This is a genomic window from Haloleucobacter albus (genome assembly GCF_052492075.1).
The window spans coordinates 1-17,873 of sequence record NZ_JBQWAS010000015.1; the positions used below are offsets into that span (position 1 = coordinate 1).

Here is a 17,873-nt window from a genome sequence, read left to right on the forward strand (position 1 = left end):
AGCAGTTCCAGCGGCTTTTGGGCGACAACGGCATCACCTGTTCCATGAGCCGGTCCGGCAATGTCTGGGACAATGCGGCCATGGAGAGCTTTTTCTCATCACTGAAAACGGAGAGAACAGCCCGCAAACTCTATCGTACCCGCGATGAGGCCCGCTCTGATGTGTTTGATTATATAGAGCGCTTTTACAATCCCCATCGCAGACACTCGAAACTGGGCTATATCAGCCCAATGGAGTTCGAAGAACGCGACAAGCAGGCTTAACCAACTGTCCACCAAACCGGCAGCAGCTCACACTGCATAGCCCAACGGGGCCTGCACAACGGCGGTCACGATATTGAAAATCGCCAGCGCGATTCCGATGTCGACAAAATTGACGCTCATGATGGTCGGCAGAAGCGGAAGCAGCGCCGGGACCGTCATGATGTGAAAATGGCTGACCAGATGAGCGGCGGAGACTTGCGCGAGCAGCCCGCGTTGTGGAGCCGTCATGACGAATTTTCGGCTTCCCCATTGGCGGAGGGCGAGTCCATGACGGGCCAATAGAAGGCGTCAGGGGTCGGACGGGGGCCGAATATGGCCTGACCGACGCGCACGACATCGGCGCCTTCCTCGATGGCGACCTCATAGTCCCCGGACATCCCCATGGAGAGCTGCGTCAGGCAGGGGTGAACGGCGACCGCCCGATCCCGCAGATCGCGGAGTAGACGGAAGCACCGGCGCACGCGCTCGGTATCCGCGCTGAAAATCGCCAGCGTCATCAGGCCGCGCGGTTTCAGCCGGGGATAGTCCGGCAGGTGTTCCACGAAAGAGAGCAGGTCATCAGGATGCAGGCCGTATTTGCTGGCCTCGCCAGAGGTGTTTACCTGCACAAACACGTCGAGATCGCGCCCTTGCGCGTCAAGGCGACGGTTCAGTTCCTTCGCCAGCCGAAGGCTGTCAAGCGCATGAAATTCGGATGCGAAGCGGACGAGGTATTTGACCTTGTTGGTCTGAAGGTGGCCGATGATGTTCCAGCGGATCGCCAGATCGGCCAGCACCTCCTGCTTGCTTCTTGCTTCCTGTAGCTTGTTCTCGCCAAAATCCGTGATCCCGGCCGCGAAAGCGTGGCGCAGGATATGCGCGGGAACCGTCTTGGTGACAGGCAGCAGCCGCACATCATCGGGCTGACGGCCAGAGCGAAGGCAGGCGGCCGCGATGCGATCCTTGACCGTTTGGAGGTTCGCGGCGAAAGCCTCAGCCGGATGCTCACCGAAGCGTGCGATATCCTCGGATGAAAGATCGCTTTTCATCGATGCCGTCATATCAGAACGGGCTCCCGGCTGATGCCGTCAGTAAGGCAAGGGAAAGCGACGAACGAGATCGCGAACCAGCCCGCTGATCCGTTCCCGCTCAGTGTCGAGTCTTCCGCCCCGAACAGCATTAAGCGTGTCGAGCATCAGCCCGGCGATTTGCTTATATTCTTCGGGGCCAAAACCGCGTGACGTTCCCGCCGCGCTGCCCACCCGGATGCCCGATGTCACCATGGGTTTTTCAGGGTCGTTCGGGATTGCGTTCTTGTTGAGCGTGATGCCCACCGATTCCAGCGCGTTCTCGGCGATGTTGCCGGTGAGGCCCAAGGGGCGCAGATCGACCACCGCCAAATGACAATCGGTGCCGCCGCTGGTGATCGCAAGCCCGCCATCGATCAGCGTTTGCGCCAGAACGCGGCAATTTTCGACAACACGCCGGGAGTAGGTCTTGAACGAAGGGTCCAGCGCCTCGCCAAATGCCACGGCCTTCGCCGCGATGACATGCATGAGCGGGCCGCCTTGCAGGCCGGGGAAGACCGCCGAGTTGATCTTCTTCGCGATCTGCGCGTCATTGGTCAGGACGAACCCGCCGCGCGGCCCGCGCAGCGTCTTGTGCGTGGTCGAGGTGACGACATCGGCAAAGGGGATTGGCGAAGGATAGGCATCGCCGGCGACCAGCCCCGCGAAATGCGCCATATCGACCATCAGGATCGCCCCCACTTCATCCGCGATTGCGCGAAAACGGGCAAAATCCAGAGTGCGGGGATAGGCCGAGCCGCCTGCGATCAGCAATTCGGGGCGATGCATGCGCGCCAGTTCCGCCACTTGATCCATGTCGATCAGATGGCTGTCAGCGTCCACGCCATAGCTGGCGACATCGAACCATCGGCCCGAGAGGTTGACGGCTGCGCCATGGGTCAGATGGCCGCCCGCCTTGAGGTCAAGCCCCAGGATCGTGTCGCCGGGCTTCAGCAGCGCGAGAAGTACCGCCTGATTGGCCTGACTGCCCGAATGCGGCTGCACATTGGCGTATGTGCTGCCAAAAAGCCGGTTCAGGCGCTCAATGGCGAGGTCTTCAGCCATATCGACATTAGCGCAGCCGCCATAATAGCGCCGATGCGGATAGCCTTCGGCATATTTGTTGGTGAGGATCGAGCCCTGCGCTTCCAGAACGGCGGGGCTGACGAAATTCTCCGAGGCAATCAGTTCGATGCAGTCACGCTGGCGGTTCCGTTCAGCGGCGATGGCAGCGAAGATCGCGCTGTCGGTGTCCGACAGGCTGGCGTTCCCGACGCTTCCGTCAGCGACAGGCTGGCTCAAGGGGGTGGTTATCGATTGTGCTTTCATTGGTGTCTTCCATGATTGTGGTGTGAAATGCGCACCACATGAGCCCCATGCAGCGGACGATTGTTGGCCTCTGTGTCTGACAGGAACGCCGATCAATTCAGGCGATCTGGGCGAGCCATTCTTCCATCATTTTTTCGGCGGCCACACGGGCGTTGGCGGGAATGGTCTTCGCTTGCGCCCTCAACTTTCGTGGATCGATGCGCGACGATGTCAGTTCCGCCGCGTGCCCTGTCAGCCAGCTTTCGATCCCCGCGTTCGCGTCCACCTCGGGGTGAAATTGCAACGCCAATATGTTGCGACCGATGGAGAAGCCTTGGGTGTCGCACACCTCCGTCGTCCCAAGGTTTTCGGCACCATCCGGGATACGGAAGGCATCCCCATGCCAATGCAGCACGGGGATGCCTTCCAGATGGCGGAGCGGCCCAACCCGTCCGGCATCTGTCAGCGAAACAGGGCTGAACCCGATTTCCTTGTGCCCCATTGGCATAACATCGGCGCCAAGCGTTGCAGCGATCTGCTGTGCACCCAGACAAATGCCGAGCGTCGGGCGTTCCTTCGCCAGCCTCGCGGCGAGTATCCGGCGCTCTTCGGCAAGATAGGGATAGGCATCATTCTCATAGACCCCGACAGGTCCACCAAGGACGATCAGCAAGTCCGGTTCTAGCGCATCAAGCGTTGAAACATCATCGCTATCCAAATCGAGATAGATGACGCTGTATCCCGCCGCCGTCAGCACCGGCTCAAACAGCCCGAGATCTTCAAACAGGATATGCCGAATGACGACGGCTGTTTTGCTGGTGGCGGGGCGTGCTGTCATGCTGTTCTCCGAGGCGACGTTGCCAGCACGCTTATCAGATATATGGACTGATTATCCCCACCAATTTCGCATCATTGCCCAGACCACTCATACTGGTGTGCGCAATGCCTGAAACGCGCTGACCAGCTTCCTGACCGCGCCTTCCAGTTCCATCGGCGTATAGGCGGCAAACCCCATCAGGAAACCGGGCTCGCCATCGCCAGCGGCATAAAGGCCCGATAACCCCAGCAGATCGACGCCGACGCGCCGCGCCGCATCAATCGCCGCGCGTTCGGATATCTCGCCCGTCAACACACAAGGCATCTGCAAACCGCCAATGGGAACATGAGGTTCGACAAAATCAGATAGGTGCTTTCGAACCAATCCCGCCAGCGTATCGAGCCGCTGCGCGTAAATGCCTCGCATGGTGCGGATATGGGCGCCGAAATGCCCGCCCTCCATGAAGCGGGCGAGCGTCAGTTGCGCGATGGATGCCGTGTGGCCGTCAAGCAATGTGCGCGCGACGGTCATTGGCTTCACCAGTTGCGGCGGCAGCACGGCGTACCCGACCCGAAGCCCCGGAAAGAGGGATTTCGTGAAGGTGCCGATGTAGATGGTCCGGTCATGAGGATCGAGGCCCTGCACGCACGCTGTCGGTTTGCCGGAATAATGAAATTCACTGTCGTAATCGTCCTCAATGATCCAGGCCTGATGTCGCGCCGCCCATTCGATGAGCGCAAGACGACGATCCAGCGCCAGCGTCGCCCCGGTCGGGAATTGATGTGAAGGCGTGAGAGAGACCGCTTTGGCCCCGTGCGGATCGTCAAGAATTGGCTCAACCATCACGCCCTGCCGATCCACCTTGACCGGGACGGAGGCCAGCCCTGCCGCATCGAAGGCCTTGCGCGCGCCATAATAGGCCGGGTCTTCGATAAAAATCCGGTCGCCGGGGTCAAGCAGCATATTTGCGCAGAGCGTCATGGCCTGTTGTGAGCTTGTCAGCACCAGCACGCGGTCCGCCGTGGCGCGTGCGCCGCGTTCGAGGTTCACATAGTCCGCGATGGCCCGCCGAAGCGTAGCGTTTCCCTGTGGATCGCTCTGAAGCAGCGCCTGCGTGCCAACCTCTTTCAAAACCTGTCGTTCCAGACGCTCCCAAAGCGGCAGCGGGAAATTGCGTGTCTCCGGCACCCCATGGGTAAACGGGCGCGGCGGCAGCACTTCGCGCAATCCGCCGCTACGAAACATGTCCTTCCCGCGTTCGCTCAGGTTCGGGGCCTGATTGACCAGCAAAGCGCTGCGCCTTGAGCGTCGATGCCCTGGCATGAACTCAGTAATCTCGGTGACGAAACTGCCGCTGCCGACACGCCGCTCAATGAAACCTTCCGCGTGAAGCTGGGCGTAGGCGGACTCGACCGTATCACGCGAAACACCCAGTGATCTGGCGAGGGCGCGGGAGGCTGGAAGTGGCCTTCCTGGGCCAAGCGCACCGTCAAGAATCAGTTGCCGGATCGCTCGCTGTATCCGCGCGTGCAGCGGCATAGCCGCATGGGCCGGATGTGCGAGCCATGCCTTTACGGATTCGAGTTGGGAATGCTTGAACAAATGGCCTGATCCTCTGGAGATAGATGGCTGGTAATATCCAGCCATTTATCAGCTAGATGTCAAGGCATGTTTCCGGCCTCGTGCCCACCCTTTCGGAGAACCACCCAGAACCATGTCGACCAGCCCGTCATCATTACCCATCCGACTGAACGATCTCACCCATCCCATCGTCGCGGGGCTGATCTCCGTCATCGTCAACTATGGTGGAACGTTCATTCTTGTCTTTCAGGCCGCACGGGTTGCGGGCCTTAGTCCCGAATTGACGGCATCCTGGGTATGGTCGGTTTCAATTGGTGTCGGCCTGACCGGCCTGTTCTTGAGCTGGCGCTACCGCGAGCCAATCATCACGGCCTGGTCAACACCGGCCGCCGCCTTCCTTGTAACGGCGCTTGCCACAACGTCTTATGCAGAAGCGGTCGGGGCCTATATTCTCTCCGCTATCGCTTTCATTATACTCGGGCTTTCGGGATATTTTGAGAAAGTGATCAGGCTGATACCGCCCGGCATCGCATCGGGCTTGCTTGCGGGCATCCTGCTGCAATTCGGGATCGGAGCGTTCGAAGGCGCGAGTGTCGATCCCGTTCTGGTCGGCCTGCTGATCGCCGCATATGTCGCGCTCAAGCGCATTTCCGCGCGCTACGCCGTGGTCGGCATCCTATTGATCGGACTTGTGTTTCTTCTTTTGCAGGAACGTGTTGATCTGTCGGGCCTACAATTGAAGTTCGCCATGCCGATCTTCACCATGCCGGAGTTCACGCTGAATGCGACATTGAGCGTCGCGCTGCCCTTGTTCCTCATCACGCTCACCGGCCAGTATATGCCGGGGATGCTGGTGCTGCGAAATGACGGGTTCAAGACAAGCGCCAACCCCATCGTGACCGTAACCGGCCTTGGCTCGCTTCTCATGGCGCCGTTCGGCTCCCATGCGTTCAATATAGCCGCCATCACAGCCGCAATCGCCACAGGGCGGGAGGCGCATGAAGACCCGGCGAAGCGTTGGATCTCCGGTATCGCGGCGGGTTTCTTCTATGTACTTGTCGGCGTGTTCGGTGTGACTCTGGCAGCCGTCTTCATGGCATTTCCGGCGACGTTCATCACCACGCTGGCCGGTCTTGCCCTGCTCGGCACAATCGGGGGAAGCCTTGCCGGGGCCATGGCTGATCCCGCTTCGCGGGAAGCCGCACTCATTACCTTCCTCGCCTCGGCGGCAAACATCAACATGCTCGGGGTTGGGGGCGCGTTTTGGGGGCTGGTGATCGGGTTGATCGCCTATGCGGTCCTGAACGGAAAGCTACCCCGCAAACGCACCATCAAAGCAGAAATCATTGAAAGCGCGGCAGAGTAGTGATGACCATGCAAACATCCATCATTTCCATCCAGAGTCAGGTCGTTCACGGGCATGTCGGCAACAGCGCCGCTGTTCTTCCCATGCAGGCGCGGGGGCTGAACGTGGCGGCGGTGCCGACGACGCTGCTGTCCAATAACCCGCATTTTGAAACCATGCGGGGCCGGGTTCTGGAGCCTGAACTCGTCGGCGACCTGCTGCGCGGGGTCGAGGAACGCGGTCTGATCGAGACAAGCCGTTACATCGTCTCCGGCTATCTCGGCTCACGCGCCAATGGCGAGGTGATCGCCGCTTTCGTGGAGCGCGCCCGCAAGCTCAATCCCGATATCACCTATATCTGCGATCCCGTGATGGGGGATTCCAATCTTGGAATCTTTGTCGCAGATCAGGTTGTTGAATGGCTGTGCGACGATCTCGTGCCGCTCGCCGATCTTTTAACCCCCAACCAGTTCGAGCTCGGTCTGATAACACAGAAACAGGCGAGATCATGGCAGGAGCTGACCGCTGCGGCATCAAAGGTGCAGGCCTTCCGGGGCGCCCGGCTTGTCGTCACCGGCTGCACCTTTCCCGATACGCCGGAAGGATCGCTTGAGAATGTCGTCGCCGATGGGGACATGCGAACAAGGCTGACCTCGCCCCGGCTGCCCATCGTGCCGGTGGGAACGGGCGATCTGTTCACCGGGCTTCTCACGGCCAATCTCGCGCATGGTCGGGATTTGGTGGATGCCGCGCGAAATGCTGCCAGCGTTTTGCTTGATGTCCTTGGGCGAACCATCGTCGAGGGCGAACAGGAAATGCAGCTTGGCAGCGTTATTAACGCACTGGTGGAGAAATCCGAATGAGCGGCGCGCTACTCCCGGTATTCCAGCCTGCGCCGATGGTGTTCGAACACGGCGAAGGCGCATGGCTGACGACGACCGACGGCGAGCGCTATCTCGATTTCGGCGCCGGTATCGCCGTCAATGCGCTTGGCTATTCGCATCCGCATATCATGTCCGCGCTGGAGCGGCAGGGGCGTAAACTGTGGCATCTGTCCAACGTGTATCGCATTCCCGAAGGGGAACGCCTTGCCGAGCGCCTGACGGCCGCCAGTTTTGCCGATCTCGTATCTTTTGCCAATTCCGGCGCCGAGGCGAATGAGTGCGCGATCAAGGTCGCTCGCCGCTATCAGCATACACGCGGCCAGCTCGAACGGTGGCGGATCATTACTTTCAAGGGAGCGTTTCACGGACGCACGCTCGCCACCATGGCGGCGAGCGGAAACAGCAAATATCTCGAAGGGTTCGGCCCGGTGGTTGATGGTTTCGACCAGTGCCCGCTTGGCGATATCAACGCTGTACGCGAAAAGGCCGGGCGTGAAACAGCAGCCATCATGATCGAACCCATTCAGGGCGAAGGCGGTGTTCGGGTGGCTTGCCCCACCTTCCTGCGTCAGCTTCGCGATTTTTGTGACGAATTGGGATTGTTGCTGATCTTTGATGAAGTCCAGTGCGGAATGGGCCGTACCGGCCATCTTTTTGCGCATCAGGAAATCGGTGTTGCGCCTGATATCATGACTTTGGCGAAGGGGCTTGGCGGCGGTTTTCCTGTCGGGGCCTGCCTTGCGACCGAAAGCGCAGGAAGCGCCATGACGCCAGGCGCGCACGGTTCAACCTTTGGCGGTAATCCGCTCGCGGTCGCCGTGGCGAATTCTGTGCTTGATATCGTAGAGGATGAGGCATTTTTGGCCGAAATTCGCCGCAAGAGCATTCTGGCACATGCAGCCCTTGTAAGCGCTGCCCAACAATTCCCCGAACTGATCGCGGATGTTCGAGGCCATGGGCTGATGCTTGGCGTCAGAACAGCCTTGCCCGCGCAGCGGATCGTTGAAGTATTGCGCATACATGGAAAGGTGCTGACGATTCCGGCCAGCGACAATGTTGTTCGCATCCTGCCGCCGTTAACTGTCACCGATGAAGAAATTCGGCTGTTCTCCGAGCGGTTCCACCTGTCGCTGCGCCAACTCGCTGTGTCAGCCGTGAAGGAAACGTAGAGATGAGGCCCCGTGGCGGAGTGGTTACGCGAAGGATTGCAAATCCGTGAAGACCGGTTCGATTCCGGTACCCGCCTCCAAATATTTCAATGACTTAGCTGAGGGTGCCCGGTAAAGGGTATCACAACGGGTATCAGTTTCCCGTTCTGGTCTCGTTCTGTTCATTGCCGTTTCTCCCGTGCCTGACGCGCCCGCATTTCCTGCCGGGCCTCGCCTGCGTACTTCGCAATCATCTCTTTGGTGGCATGGCCGGAATATGCGGCGATTTCGTCATCATCGCATCCGGCCCATGCCAATTCCTTCACCCCGCGATAGCGCAGCGCGTGAAGGTCATAGGCTTCCAGCCCCAGCCGCTTGCGCTCTTTCAGCATCAAATCAGCCATGTAGCGGTAGCTAATCGGGTTGCCGTCTCGCTTGATAAGGATAGGGCGGGCGGCAATGGGAACCGCGCCAAGCGCCCCCTTTGTGCGGTCCAGTGCGGCCTTGAGCTGTTCAGTGCAGGGCAGGACCAGCGGCTTGTCTGTCTTGTTCTGCCGCAGGGTCAGGGAATCACCGTCATAGTCACCCCAGCGGAAACCAACCCAATCGCCGGGGCGCTGGACGCTGCCCACGCCAATCTCGAAGATAAGGCGCGGCAGGCCCTCGGCCTCGGCCCGGAACTTCTCCACCGCCCAATCCGGCCAGGGCAGATGTTCGCGCTGCCGCTCGGTCGGGGTCTTGAGCGCCCGGACGCCCTTCGCTGGATTGTTCTGGATCCAGCCCAGATCAATGGCATGTTCGCAGAGAACAACCAGCATCTGGGGGATATAATTAGCAAAGCGGGTGCGGTGCGCGTTCGCCTTCTGCGCCCCGATCACATCGGCCCGCGTCAAGGATTTCACATCGCGGGTACCAATCTTCTCGCGCAGATAGTCCATCACCTTGTCATAGTCCTGCCGGGTGCGCGGCTTGAGGCCGGTCCAGCGATCTGACTTGCGGTAATCGTCCATGAGGGCCGACCATGAGGTTTTGGCCTGCATCCGCTTGCCTGTCAGGATTTCCCAATACTGGCGGTCGAAATCGGCGGTGCCCTCGGCTGCGGTGATGCGGTGCAGCTTGCCCTTGAGCCGCACATAGATACGGCCTGTGGGGTGGCGCCACAGGAAGCGTTTGGAAGGCGCTACCATGCAATGTCGCCTCCCCCATCAACTGCTCGTCCCTCAACAATGGCGAGGATCTCGGGCACGCTCCACCTCGTCAGGCCGGGCGCTATGGTGCGACCGGGAGGCAGGTGTCCTTGCTGAACAAGGCTGCGGAACTGAGCCACGCTTACGTCAAACAGCTTCGCAGCACTTTGCTCGTTCGCGTACAGCGGGTGACTAGGTCGCATCTACGATCCTCCCGCTTGGCGAAAAATCCGGGTTAAAAGCCACGCTGCCGCCCCTCGCTACATACGCTTCCGATGGCAGGGCTTGAACTGTATTGGCATGGAAAAACTCTGCAATCGCGCTCTCTGGCACCAAGCTTCGGCCGCAAACGCTGACATACCTAAGTTGCCGTCTTGCGATTAGCTGTCGCACCCTGCGGACTGACAGCGACATACGAGCCGCAGCATCACGGGTGGATAGGAGGACATCCATAGATATTGCTCCATTTTCTGTGAATTGATACCATAAGGCCTACACCACGCCTCTTAAGGACAATTTGTTCCAATTAGGCACTATATTGCACTTTATGGAGCAGATTGGGCCATGTCTACCCCTTTTTACGAAATGGGTGATCGCCTGCGTCGCCTCAGGCGAGCGGCAGGACAAACTCAGGTGGAGTTCGCCGAGACGCTTGGTGTCTCGCTTCGGGCCTACAAGGGCTATGAGGGGGGAGAGCGCGAGATACCGACCTCGGTGATTCTAAAGCTCTGCGATATGAGCAGCGTAACGCCAAGCTGGATTCTGACTGGCAAGAAGGACGACATCGACCCAGCATCGATGGAAATGCTCAAGCAGACGATGGTTCACGGGCTGGACCTTTTACGCACGCATTCGACCGGGGCCCCTTCGGACAACTGGGCGGAGTTCTTGGCCGTTCTTGTCAGTATGAGCCACGCACAGGGGTCGAGGGTTAGCAAGGAAGTTGCCAACAACATATTCAATCTAAAGGATAAACTATGAGCTTGGATGCCGACCCAGAAAGCGAGCTCGACCTTTTCCCGGACAGTTCGCGAGTGAGATTAGTGCGCGACCAAGAACAGGCCAGCGCAAGGGCTAAGAAGCAGCGCATTGCTTCGTTACTCCTTGGGGCAGGCGTCGTATTAGCCGTGCCCGGCATATGGATCGGCTCACCTTTGCTACTGAAAGCCGCTTTGCTGGGGTCAAGCTTGTTGTTTACATGTGCGGCTGCGGCGCTCCATCGGTCTCGGCGCAGGATGCTTCTGCCGTGACAAAGCAAGACATCTTGCCCCATCAAAACAGGACAGAAACCGATCAACAACTAGGCTTGGATCGGATAAATTGGTTGCCTCAAAAGGTAGTGGAGGTGGCATGAGACCCATCGGTATAGATTTGTTTGCAGGGGCCGGAGGGCTCAGCCTCGGCTTTGAGCAAGCCGGGTTTGATGTCGTCGCTGCTGTGGAAATTGACCCTGTCCATTGCGCTGTCCACGAATTCAACTTCCCAAACTGCGCGGTCATTTCTCGATCAGTCGAAGGGCTTTCGGGAAGTGAAATTCGTTTGCGAGCGGGCATAGGCAACCGCCCAGTTGACTGCGTTTTTGGTGGGGCACCCTGCCAAGGCTTCTCACTCATCGGGCACCGCGTCCTAGATGACCCCCGTAATCGACTCGTCCTTGAGTTCGTTAGGATCGTCTCCGAGCTGGACGCTCGCACCTTCGTTTTTGAAAACGTAAAGGGACTGACGGTCGGGCGGCACAAGCAGTTCTTGCATGAGCTGGTCGCGGCGTTCGAGGCCGAAGGTTATGCAGTTGAGTTACCTTGGAAGGTGCTGAATGCGGGAGAGTATGGCACCCCGCAGTCCCGCGAGCGGCTGATCCTGATGGGAGCCAAGAGAGGCACTGCGCTGCCATCTTATCCCGCCCCGACAACGCGCATGGCGGGGAAGAAAGGCAATGCAGAGCTGCCCCTAGGCCCAACGTGCCTAGAAGCGTTGGATGACTTGCCGGACGCCGAGAAATTCGCGGAACTTCGCCTGTCTGATGAAGTTCGTGCCAAGAAGGGTAAGGCTGTATCGCCATACGCCGCCACGCTGCGCGGGGAAGGCAATGACGCTTGGGCTTTTGCGCATCCTCGGGTTTGGGACCCTCGCCAGTTAACCTCTAGTGCCCGCACGGAGCACACCGATATATCTCGCCGCCGGTTTCAAGCCACTGAGCCGGGTGCAGTGGAACCGATAAGCCGGTTTTTCAAGCTGCCGCCGGATGGCATATCCAATACGCTAAGGGCGGGAACAGATGGCGCTCGCGGCGCGTTCACCAGTCCGCGCCCCATCCATTACCGCTATGCACGCTGTGTGACCGTAAGGGAAATGGCACGGCTTCATGGTTTCCCAGATTGGTTCCGCTTTAACGCGACCAAATGGCATGGCGCGCGGCAGATCGGCAACTCGGTACCGCCGCCGCTCGCGCGAGCTGTGGCCACGCAGGTGATCTCTGCGCTTGGTTACACACCCGAGCGCCCCTCCACAGCGATCCCGTTGGGCGATCCGGCTTTGCTTACCATGGATGTATCCACTGCGGCGGCTCACTTCGGGATTAAAGCTCCGAAGTCGGGGCGTGATCGCAAAAGTGGCGCAAAAAAGCGCAAGCAAGAAGAGATTGAACGTGACATCTACGCGAGGGCGGCAATTGGTTAAAGTGAACCGCTATCAGGCGCTGATCTCGCGCATATTCTTCGCGAGATATGAACAAGGAAAAACTGCCTTCGAGTTTGATCGTGAGGACTTGCCTAAGGCCGCGACAGAGCTGGGTATACAGCTGCCAAAAAACTTGGGTGATGTCATCTACTCGGTTCGCTTTCGGTCCCCACTTCCCGACGACATTTTGGCTACTCAGCCGGTTGGGATGGAGTGGATCATCGAAGGTGCAGGGCGTTCGGCCTATCGTTTCAGGCTCGTGAAAATTAACCGGGTAGTGCCTCGCCCGGACCTTGTCCGCATCGCCATTCCTGATGCAACCCCCGAACTCATTCGCGCCTATACCCTCGACGATGAACAGGCCCTGCTTGCCATAGTCAGATACAATCGTTTGATCGACACCTTTCTTGGTCTGACCACGTACAGCCTTCAGAACCATCTGCGGACCACCGTCAAAGGTATCGGGCAGATCGAGATTGACGAGCTTTATGTGGGATTAGATAAAAGAGGGTGCCATTATGTAATCCCTGTTCAAGCCAAGGGCGGAAAAGACCAAATTGGCGTTGTGCAAACGACGCAAGACATTCGCTACGTCGAACAAAAATTTCCCGGCCTCCGATGCCGTGCCATTGCTGCGCAATTTATGGACGATCAGGTAATTGCCCTTTTTGAGCTTGGCTTAGTGGAGGGTGACATAAAAGTTGTCGAGGAGAGACACTACAAACTAGTCCCGGCAAAATCTATCGATAGGAATTACATTTCTACATACCACGACTAATCGAAGCTACTCTCTCCTAGAGCAAGGTAACGCTTCACTCTTAATCCGAGTATTTGGACGAAAACGCCACATGGGTTCGCTTGATTAGCATAAGCAACGTGAGGAAGAAGTGGGATATCATCGCCACTAGAATTGCTCCTTCAACGTTATCTCTCCAGTTGGTGAGCATCAGGACAACAAAAGACGTAAGAAATAAGCAGGACAAAAGTATTAAATATGAAACATTGAAATTAACATCCGAGAAAAACTTCTTTTCTCGGATATATCGAGCATGATCTCGACTATCCGTCGTGCTATCACCTGTTTGATGAGGTGCACGCGGTGACAGGCTGAAAAGTGCCATCTGAGCACTGAACAGCAGGGCGCCAAATACAGAGAAGACTGCTATTAGCGCGGACATAAGTCCATCGGGTATGCTGAAAGGGAAAAAATAATATCCGACCGCTAAGGCTGTTGGCAATCCATAGAAAAAGATAATGTCTGGCACTGATATTTTTCCACTTCTATCATCCACCAATGTACACATGTGGTCGCGAATAATTATATAAATATTCACCTTTCTCATTTTTCAGCTCGCCACAATATCTTCGAATATTGATGTGGTTTCTGCCCTCATTGAATCTATTTTAGGCATGCCATTCGCCCCGCGTTCTACCTGATCTGTTAGATCAAATTTCCCGGTTTCACGACTTACTCCGAAGAGTGTAACGCGTCTGCGTTTCTTGCCGATTAAAATTTCCGCCGTTGCCTTGTCGAAATTTGTGTCGCCATACTGGATGTCTGAGTCCCCGGACCGGGCGGCGAATTTTTCCCTCAAGCCACCAAGAAATCCTAGGTTTCCCTTTGGCTTAGCTTGAATTGTCACTTGGTAGTCAACCAAGTTTCCCGCCGGAAGCACAGCGTTTTCAGATGAATCGCTCGTATGGTCATGCTTGAAGAAGCTAATCTTTTTAACCTCTCCATCTCTATATGAGGCTAGTTTTGCAGGGACAACAGGGGCGAAGGCAACCCGATAACCATCGTTAACACTGCGATACCCGTTCTCAAATCCTCTGCAAAACCTTCCTACGCATGAACGTTGCCCAAATGTCTGAAGAGCAACCAGACCATATTGGCCAGACTGGGGAATCCAGAGGCGAAAATAGAGGGGTATCACCTCTACGTCAGTGACCTTCCTAGCGTAGTTCTCTTTTAAGCTCTTCGAGTCGACTATTGTACTTTCAAACCCGGAGCTTCCATACCGAATTACCCCATCCGTTGTGTCGGAGTTCGAAGATACAGAGTTAAGATGCCAGAATCTTGCGCGGCTTCCATCCTCATATTCTGCGGTGGAGAATTTTCTTATGAACTTAGGGATGAATTCTTTTAGCAACCTCCCTTCGCCGCTCGCAGACAGTGGGATTGATTGGCTATTTCGCATCCGGTATTGTGTAATTGCGTAAACGTGCAATCCGATAGCATTATCTGCCATTATGAAATCTTCCAGTGTTTGTCGGCTCAGCTTATCGCCTATTGCCTCTATCGATGAACTGATAATTGGAGCTGCGGCAGCATAGACTACATGTTGGATATTTTTGCGCGGAGGGGGATTTAGCGCTGACAGCCGGTTTCCCCCTAAGTTTCTGCATCCAATCTGAAAACGGCCCCTGTTTTGATCTCCTTCGCGTTCACCCCCAATTCCCGAATAATGTACTGGCCTCCGCGCCCCGAGATGTTCCGAAGGTAGCCCTTCCCATCTTCGGTCATGAACAGGCATCGAATATTCGAATAGTCCCCCCAGACCCCCGCAATCGCCGCCAGATACACCCCGGCTGGCAGCGTACTGACCTTCTCATAGTCACGGTAATCGATCCCGTACATCAAAGCGTCTTTGAATCCCATGGTATAGGGGCGGCCAAAGTCAATCATTTTTCTGTCTCCTTTTCAAAGTCCATGCGATTCGCCGCGATCCCGCTCTCGGTTGCGATCCCTCAACGCCGCTTCAACCTCGCTTCGGCGTCCGTCAGCAGCCGCTCGCTCGTGGTCAACTTCTCTTCCAGCTGCGCGTAGGTCGCGGATTCTGTCAGCACTGAAGCGAGCGATTGCGTCAGCGCCCGCTGCGAGCGCATCAGCAGCCCCACGCAATCGCGTAAGCCAGTCAGCATTTCCCCCTGCTGCGTGGTCGAGCGCTGCTCCAAACCGCGCAATTCCTTCGCCGAGACCTCGCAACACGCGACCAACCTCTCGACGTAGGCCAGCAATTCGCGTTCCAACGGGGTCATCGCCTCGGCCATCATTCAGTCCTCCACCTTGAAACAGGGCACTTCGCGGCCCTGCTGGTTGCATCGCGTCACGGTGATCAGCATCGGATCGGGGATCAGATATGTGCCGGTCAGATCGCGGTGCAGCTGCATCCCCACCGCTTCCAAGCCCGTCCGCTGGTGCATGTCCGCGATCCCGGCGCTCCACACCCATGTCACGCAGGCCAGCATCACGGTCAGCAAGATCACCCCGGTCAACAGCATCCAGCGCCGCCACCAGATCGCTCGCGTGATCGCGCTGCGGTGATTGTGCCAAAGCATCGCGTTCCAGTTCTCGAACGCTTTGGTATCGGCCTCGATTGTAGTCAGCGCGGCGCTCGCAATGCCCTGCAAATCGTTCCTGAAGCTCGCCAGCTGTGACGCCATCAAGGCGGCATTCTCTTCCCTGATCCTGTCCAGATCGGTGTTCAGCTTCGCGCTCAGGCGCTGCGGCGGGGGCCTGCCATCCTTCACGGAAAATTTCTCCTTTTAGCCGCCAACGCTCGCCGGTTTCCGGGTCTTTGACGGTCAGGTAATCTTTGCCGAGGCGCGGCAGCTCATAGCCGACCTCGCGCAACACTTCGGCCATGCTGCCCCTGTCATGGATCGCGCCGATGGAAATCTGGTCGATGATCCAGCTGTGCAGCTCTTCGCGGCCCTGCGCCCGCGTTGGAGCCTCGGGCTGTTCGCGCACCGCCTGCGCCCGGTCGGCATCGAGCGGATCGGCCCAGCCGTGGGTTTTGTTCATCAGGTCGCGCAGGCTGTCGAAGGCGGTCTGATAGCCGGGCGGCGCGATGTTCAAGCTTTTGCCGGTCGATAGCTCCAAGCGCGGCGTGCAGAAATGCAGCTCGACCCGATCCTCATGCGTGTGCCGCACCCAGAGGCAATCGTATCGGTCGCGGTCCAGCCCGGCAAAAGCCAGTTCTTCGAAGCGGTCTATGACCTCGGCCTGCTGGTGGTCGTCTGGCGCATCGTCGCGGGTGAAGCTGATGACGCCCGCGCGATAGGTCCATTGATGCGGGCAGGCATCAATCAGCGCCTCGGTGCGGGCGGGATCGCCGCGCACGACTTCTGGCCGGGGATCGCGGTTCACGGTTAGCGGATTGCCGTGTTCATCGCGGCGAAGATCGCGATTGTCATCATAGGCCAGAACCGTGGTGGCGATCAGATAGCCGACCGGCCCGGCACCCGCGCCTTTGCCGTTCGGGAAGAACTGGATCAGCATGGCCGCGCCTCCGCCAGCAGGCGGCCAAGCTGGCGTTCGATCCCGACCAAGGCTTGCGCCACCCGAACCGCGTCGAAACCTTCGACCCCGCCCGCAAGGGCGTTGCGGTTCAGGACACGGGCGATCTGGTTGAGGTTGCCGCCGATCCGGCCAAGCTCGCGGATCAAGGCGGGGTCAGCCTTTGGCACAGGCTTGCGGCGGCGGGCATCAATCAGGCCAAGCGCTTCGCGCAGCAGGGTAGCCGATGACAGGCCAGCAAGCGCGGCCTGATCGCGCAATCGATCCTTCTCGACGCGGGTGCAGCGGAAAACGAACGTTTCCGCGCGGACTTCTTTGGCGCGGGCCTTGCCCGTGGCGGTGGGGTTCGAAGGGGAGGCTTGCCGCCCCTCGCAAGGCTCCCGGTCAGAAGCGCCAGCGTATGACAGGGGTCGCCTTGCTCTTTCCTCACAGGACATGATGGTTTCGTGGCCTGCGGTCATGACGCCACCCCGACGCGAGCCAGATCGGCGCTCGCGACCATGCCACGGGCCACAAGTTCCCGCGCCTGTTTTGGCGTGATGTGGCGGCACAGCGCAGAACCTTCACGGACCCACTCTGCCAAACGAGAAAGCTGGGCATTCAGGCTTTCACTGGCTTCCACCTGCTGCGCGCGCAACGCCTCAACGCGTTCCCGCCAACGTCCTTGGCGAAACCAATTGTCAGAAAAACTGACCTTTGAGCGCGTGAAGCCTTCGCTTTCCAGCGCGTAGGACTGCACTGCTTTCAACAGTTCGGCGGCGGCGTATCCCTCGCTGATCGCCGACCGATATGCAGCGAGACACGCAGGCCGCCCACGCCGCCGATCTGAAGGGAACGCGGCCCATATTGTTTCGAACTCTTGATCCGCCGCCTCTGCCACGCCCTCGCGCGTAGGTGGTTTATGGGAGGTTTTAGGATGGTTTGGGGTCCGCTGCGGACCCGGTACCCCGGTCACAGTGGCCCCAGTAGCGGGACCAGTCTGGACCCCGTCCGCTCTGGACCCGGTCTCTATTTCGGGGTCATGAATCGGATCGAGCAAGTCAATCCGGCCCAGATTAATGCGATAGATGGTCGTGTAGCCGTTGATGCATTGGCGGCGTCCGGTCTGGATCAGGATTCCTTCCGAGACAAAGTCAGAGATCGCCCGCTTGACGGTGGTTTCGCCCAGCTCGGTCTGCCGAGCGATGGTGCCCTTGCTGCACCAGATGCCCGAACCGTCATCACTGGCCTTGTCAGCCAGATACATGATGATTTGCTTGCGTACTGGGCTGCCAAAACGGCGTTCAGAGCAGAGGGTGGCAACCTTCCAGCTCATTGC

At 58.2% G+C, this 17,873-nt stretch carries 19 protein-coding genes; 7 read left to right on the forward strand and 12 right to left on the reverse strand.

Translation table 11 applies throughout. From position 1 onward, the window contains the following. The coding region (locus ACT6QH_RS01745; RefSeq protein ID WP_444973094.1) for an integrase core domain-containing protein at positions 1-263 on the forward strand (263 nt) is incomplete at its 5' end. A gap of 27 nt (positions 264-290) precedes the next feature. Here the strand turns inward: ACT6QH_RS01745 and ACT6QH_RS01750 are convergent. The 5 genes from ACT6QH_RS01750 to pdxR form a co-directional block, all read right to left on the reverse strand. Further along, positions 291-491, reverse strand: coding sequence for a hypothetical protein (locus tag ACT6QH_RS01750; RefSeq protein WP_444973095.1), 201 nt, complete (start codon positions 489-491; stop codon positions 291-293). After that, on the reverse strand, positions 488-1,291 hold the full coding sequence (locus ACT6QH_RS01755) for a YggS family pyridoxal phosphate-dependent enzyme (protein WP_444973096.1): 804 nt from the start codon (positions 1,289-1,291) through the stop codon (positions 488-490). Before ACT6QH_RS01755 ends, ACT6QH_RS01750 begins: the two co-directional genes overlap by 4 nt. Positions 1,292-1,330: 39 nt before the next feature. After that, on the reverse strand, positions 1,331-2,638 hold the full coding sequence (gene glyA, locus ACT6QH_RS01760) for a serine hydroxymethyltransferase (protein WP_444973165.1): 1,308 nt from the start codon (positions 2,636-2,638) through the stop codon (positions 1,331-1,333). Between the two features lie 97 nt (positions 2,639-2,735). Further along, positions 2,736-3,455 (reverse strand): glutamine amidotransferase, encoded by a 720-nt coding sequence (locus ACT6QH_RS01765; RefSeq protein WP_444973097.1) that lies wholly within the window; start codon positions 3,453-3,455, stop codon positions 2,736-2,738. A gap of 87 nt (positions 3,456-3,542) precedes the next feature. After that, complete coding sequence (gene pdxR / locus ACT6QH_RS01770) at positions 3,543-5,036, reverse strand: MocR-like pyridoxine biosynthesis transcription factor PdxR (RefSeq protein ID WP_444973098.1); 1,494 nt, start codon at positions 5,034-5,036, stop codon at positions 3,543-3,545. Between the two features lie 112 nt (positions 5,037-5,148). Between pdxR and ACT6QH_RS01775 the strand changes: the two genes are divergently transcribed. From ACT6QH_RS01775 to ACT6QH_RS01785, 3 genes are read left to right on the forward strand one after another with little or no spacing between them, the layout of a single operon-like run. Next, complete coding sequence (locus tag ACT6QH_RS01775) at positions 5,149-6,381, forward strand: benzoate/H(+) symporter BenE family transporter (RefSeq protein ID WP_444973099.1); 1,233 nt, start codon at positions 5,149-5,151, stop codon at positions 6,379-6,381. Positions 6,382-6,383: 2 nt separating this feature from the next. Further along, on the forward strand, positions 6,384-7,223 hold the full coding sequence (gene pdxY / locus ACT6QH_RS01780) for a pyridoxal kinase (RefSeq protein ID WP_394707379.1): 840 nt from the start codon (positions 6,384-6,386) through the stop codon (positions 7,221-7,223). Beyond that, the gene (locus ACT6QH_RS01785) at positions 7,220-8,413 is read left to right on the forward strand and encodes an aspartate aminotransferase family protein (protein WP_444973100.1); all 1,194 of its coding nucleotides are present in this window, start codon (positions 7,220-7,222) and stop codon (positions 8,411-8,413) included. Before pdxY ends, ACT6QH_RS01785 begins: the two co-directional genes overlap by 4 nt. Positions 8,414-8,574: 161 nt before the next feature. Here the strand turns inward: ACT6QH_RS01785 and ACT6QH_RS01790 are convergent, their stop codons facing one another. Together ACT6QH_RS01790 and ACT6QH_RS01795 are read right to left on the reverse strand one after the other, a co-directional pair. Further along, complete coding sequence (locus tag ACT6QH_RS01790; protein ID WP_444973101.1) at positions 8,575-9,579, reverse strand: site-specific integrase; 1,005 nt, start codon at positions 9,577-9,579, stop codon at positions 8,575-8,577. Next, positions 9,573-9,782 carry a helix-turn-helix transcriptional regulator gene (locus tag ACT6QH_RS01795; RefSeq protein WP_444973102.1) on the reverse strand — a complete coding sequence of 70 codons (210 nt, stop codon included), beginning with the start codon at positions 9,780-9,782 and terminating at the stop codon, positions 9,573-9,575. The genes ACT6QH_RS01790 and ACT6QH_RS01795 overlap by 7 nt, the downstream gene beginning before the upstream one ends. Positions 9,783-10,143: 361 nt before the next feature. Between ACT6QH_RS01795 and ACT6QH_RS01800 the strand changes: the two genes are divergently transcribed. From ACT6QH_RS01800 to ACT6QH_RS01810, 3 genes are all read left to right on the forward strand, one after another. Beyond that, entirely contained in the window at positions 10,144-10,560 is a 417-nt protein-coding gene (locus tag ACT6QH_RS01800; RefSeq protein WP_444973103.1) for a helix-turn-helix domain-containing protein, read from the forward strand. A gap of 369 nt (positions 10,561-10,929) precedes the next feature. Continuing rightward, on the forward strand, positions 10,930-12,255 hold the full coding sequence (locus tag ACT6QH_RS01805) for a DNA cytosine methyltransferase (protein ID WP_444973104.1): 1,326 nt from the start codon (positions 10,930-10,932) through the stop codon (positions 12,253-12,255). After that, a complete protein-coding gene (locus ACT6QH_RS01810; RefSeq protein WP_444973105.1) occupies positions 12,224-13,033 on the forward strand; it encodes an endonuclease in 810 nt (269 codons plus the stop codon). Before ACT6QH_RS01805 ends, ACT6QH_RS01810 begins: the two co-directional genes overlap by 32 nt. Positions 13,034-13,601: 568 nt before the next feature. Here ACT6QH_RS01810 and ACT6QH_RS01815 read toward each other — a convergent pair. The 5 genes from ACT6QH_RS01815 to ACT6QH_RS01835 form a co-directional block, all read right to left on the reverse strand. Further along, a complete protein-coding gene (locus ACT6QH_RS01815; RefSeq protein WP_444973106.1) occupies positions 13,602-14,504 on the reverse strand; it encodes a hypothetical protein in 903 nt (300 codons plus the stop codon). A gap of 143 nt (positions 14,505-14,647) precedes the next feature. After that, positions 14,648-14,941 (reverse strand): hypothetical protein, encoded by a 294-nt coding sequence (locus tag ACT6QH_RS01820; protein WP_444973107.1) that lies wholly within the window; start codon positions 14,939-14,941, stop codon positions 14,648-14,650. A 15-nt stretch (positions 14,942-14,956) separates the two neighbouring features. After that, positions 14,957-16,537: a relaxase family protein gene (locus ACT6QH_RS01825; RefSeq protein ID WP_444973108.1), complete on the reverse strand. Its 1,581-nt coding sequence runs from the start codon at positions 16,535-16,537 to the stop codon at positions 14,957-14,959. Further along, positions 16,531-17,016 (reverse strand): plasmid mobilization protein, encoded by a 486-nt coding sequence (locus tag ACT6QH_RS01830; protein ID WP_444973109.1) that lies wholly within the window; start codon positions 17,014-17,016, stop codon positions 16,531-16,533. Before ACT6QH_RS01830 ends, ACT6QH_RS01825 begins: the two co-directional genes overlap by 7 nt. Then, entirely contained in the window at positions 17,013-17,870 is an 858-nt protein-coding gene (locus ACT6QH_RS01835) for a hypothetical protein (RefSeq protein WP_444973110.1), read from the reverse strand. The genes ACT6QH_RS01830 and ACT6QH_RS01835 overlap by 4 nt, the downstream gene beginning before the upstream one ends. Between the last annotated feature and the right edge of the window lie 3 nt (positions 17,871-17,873).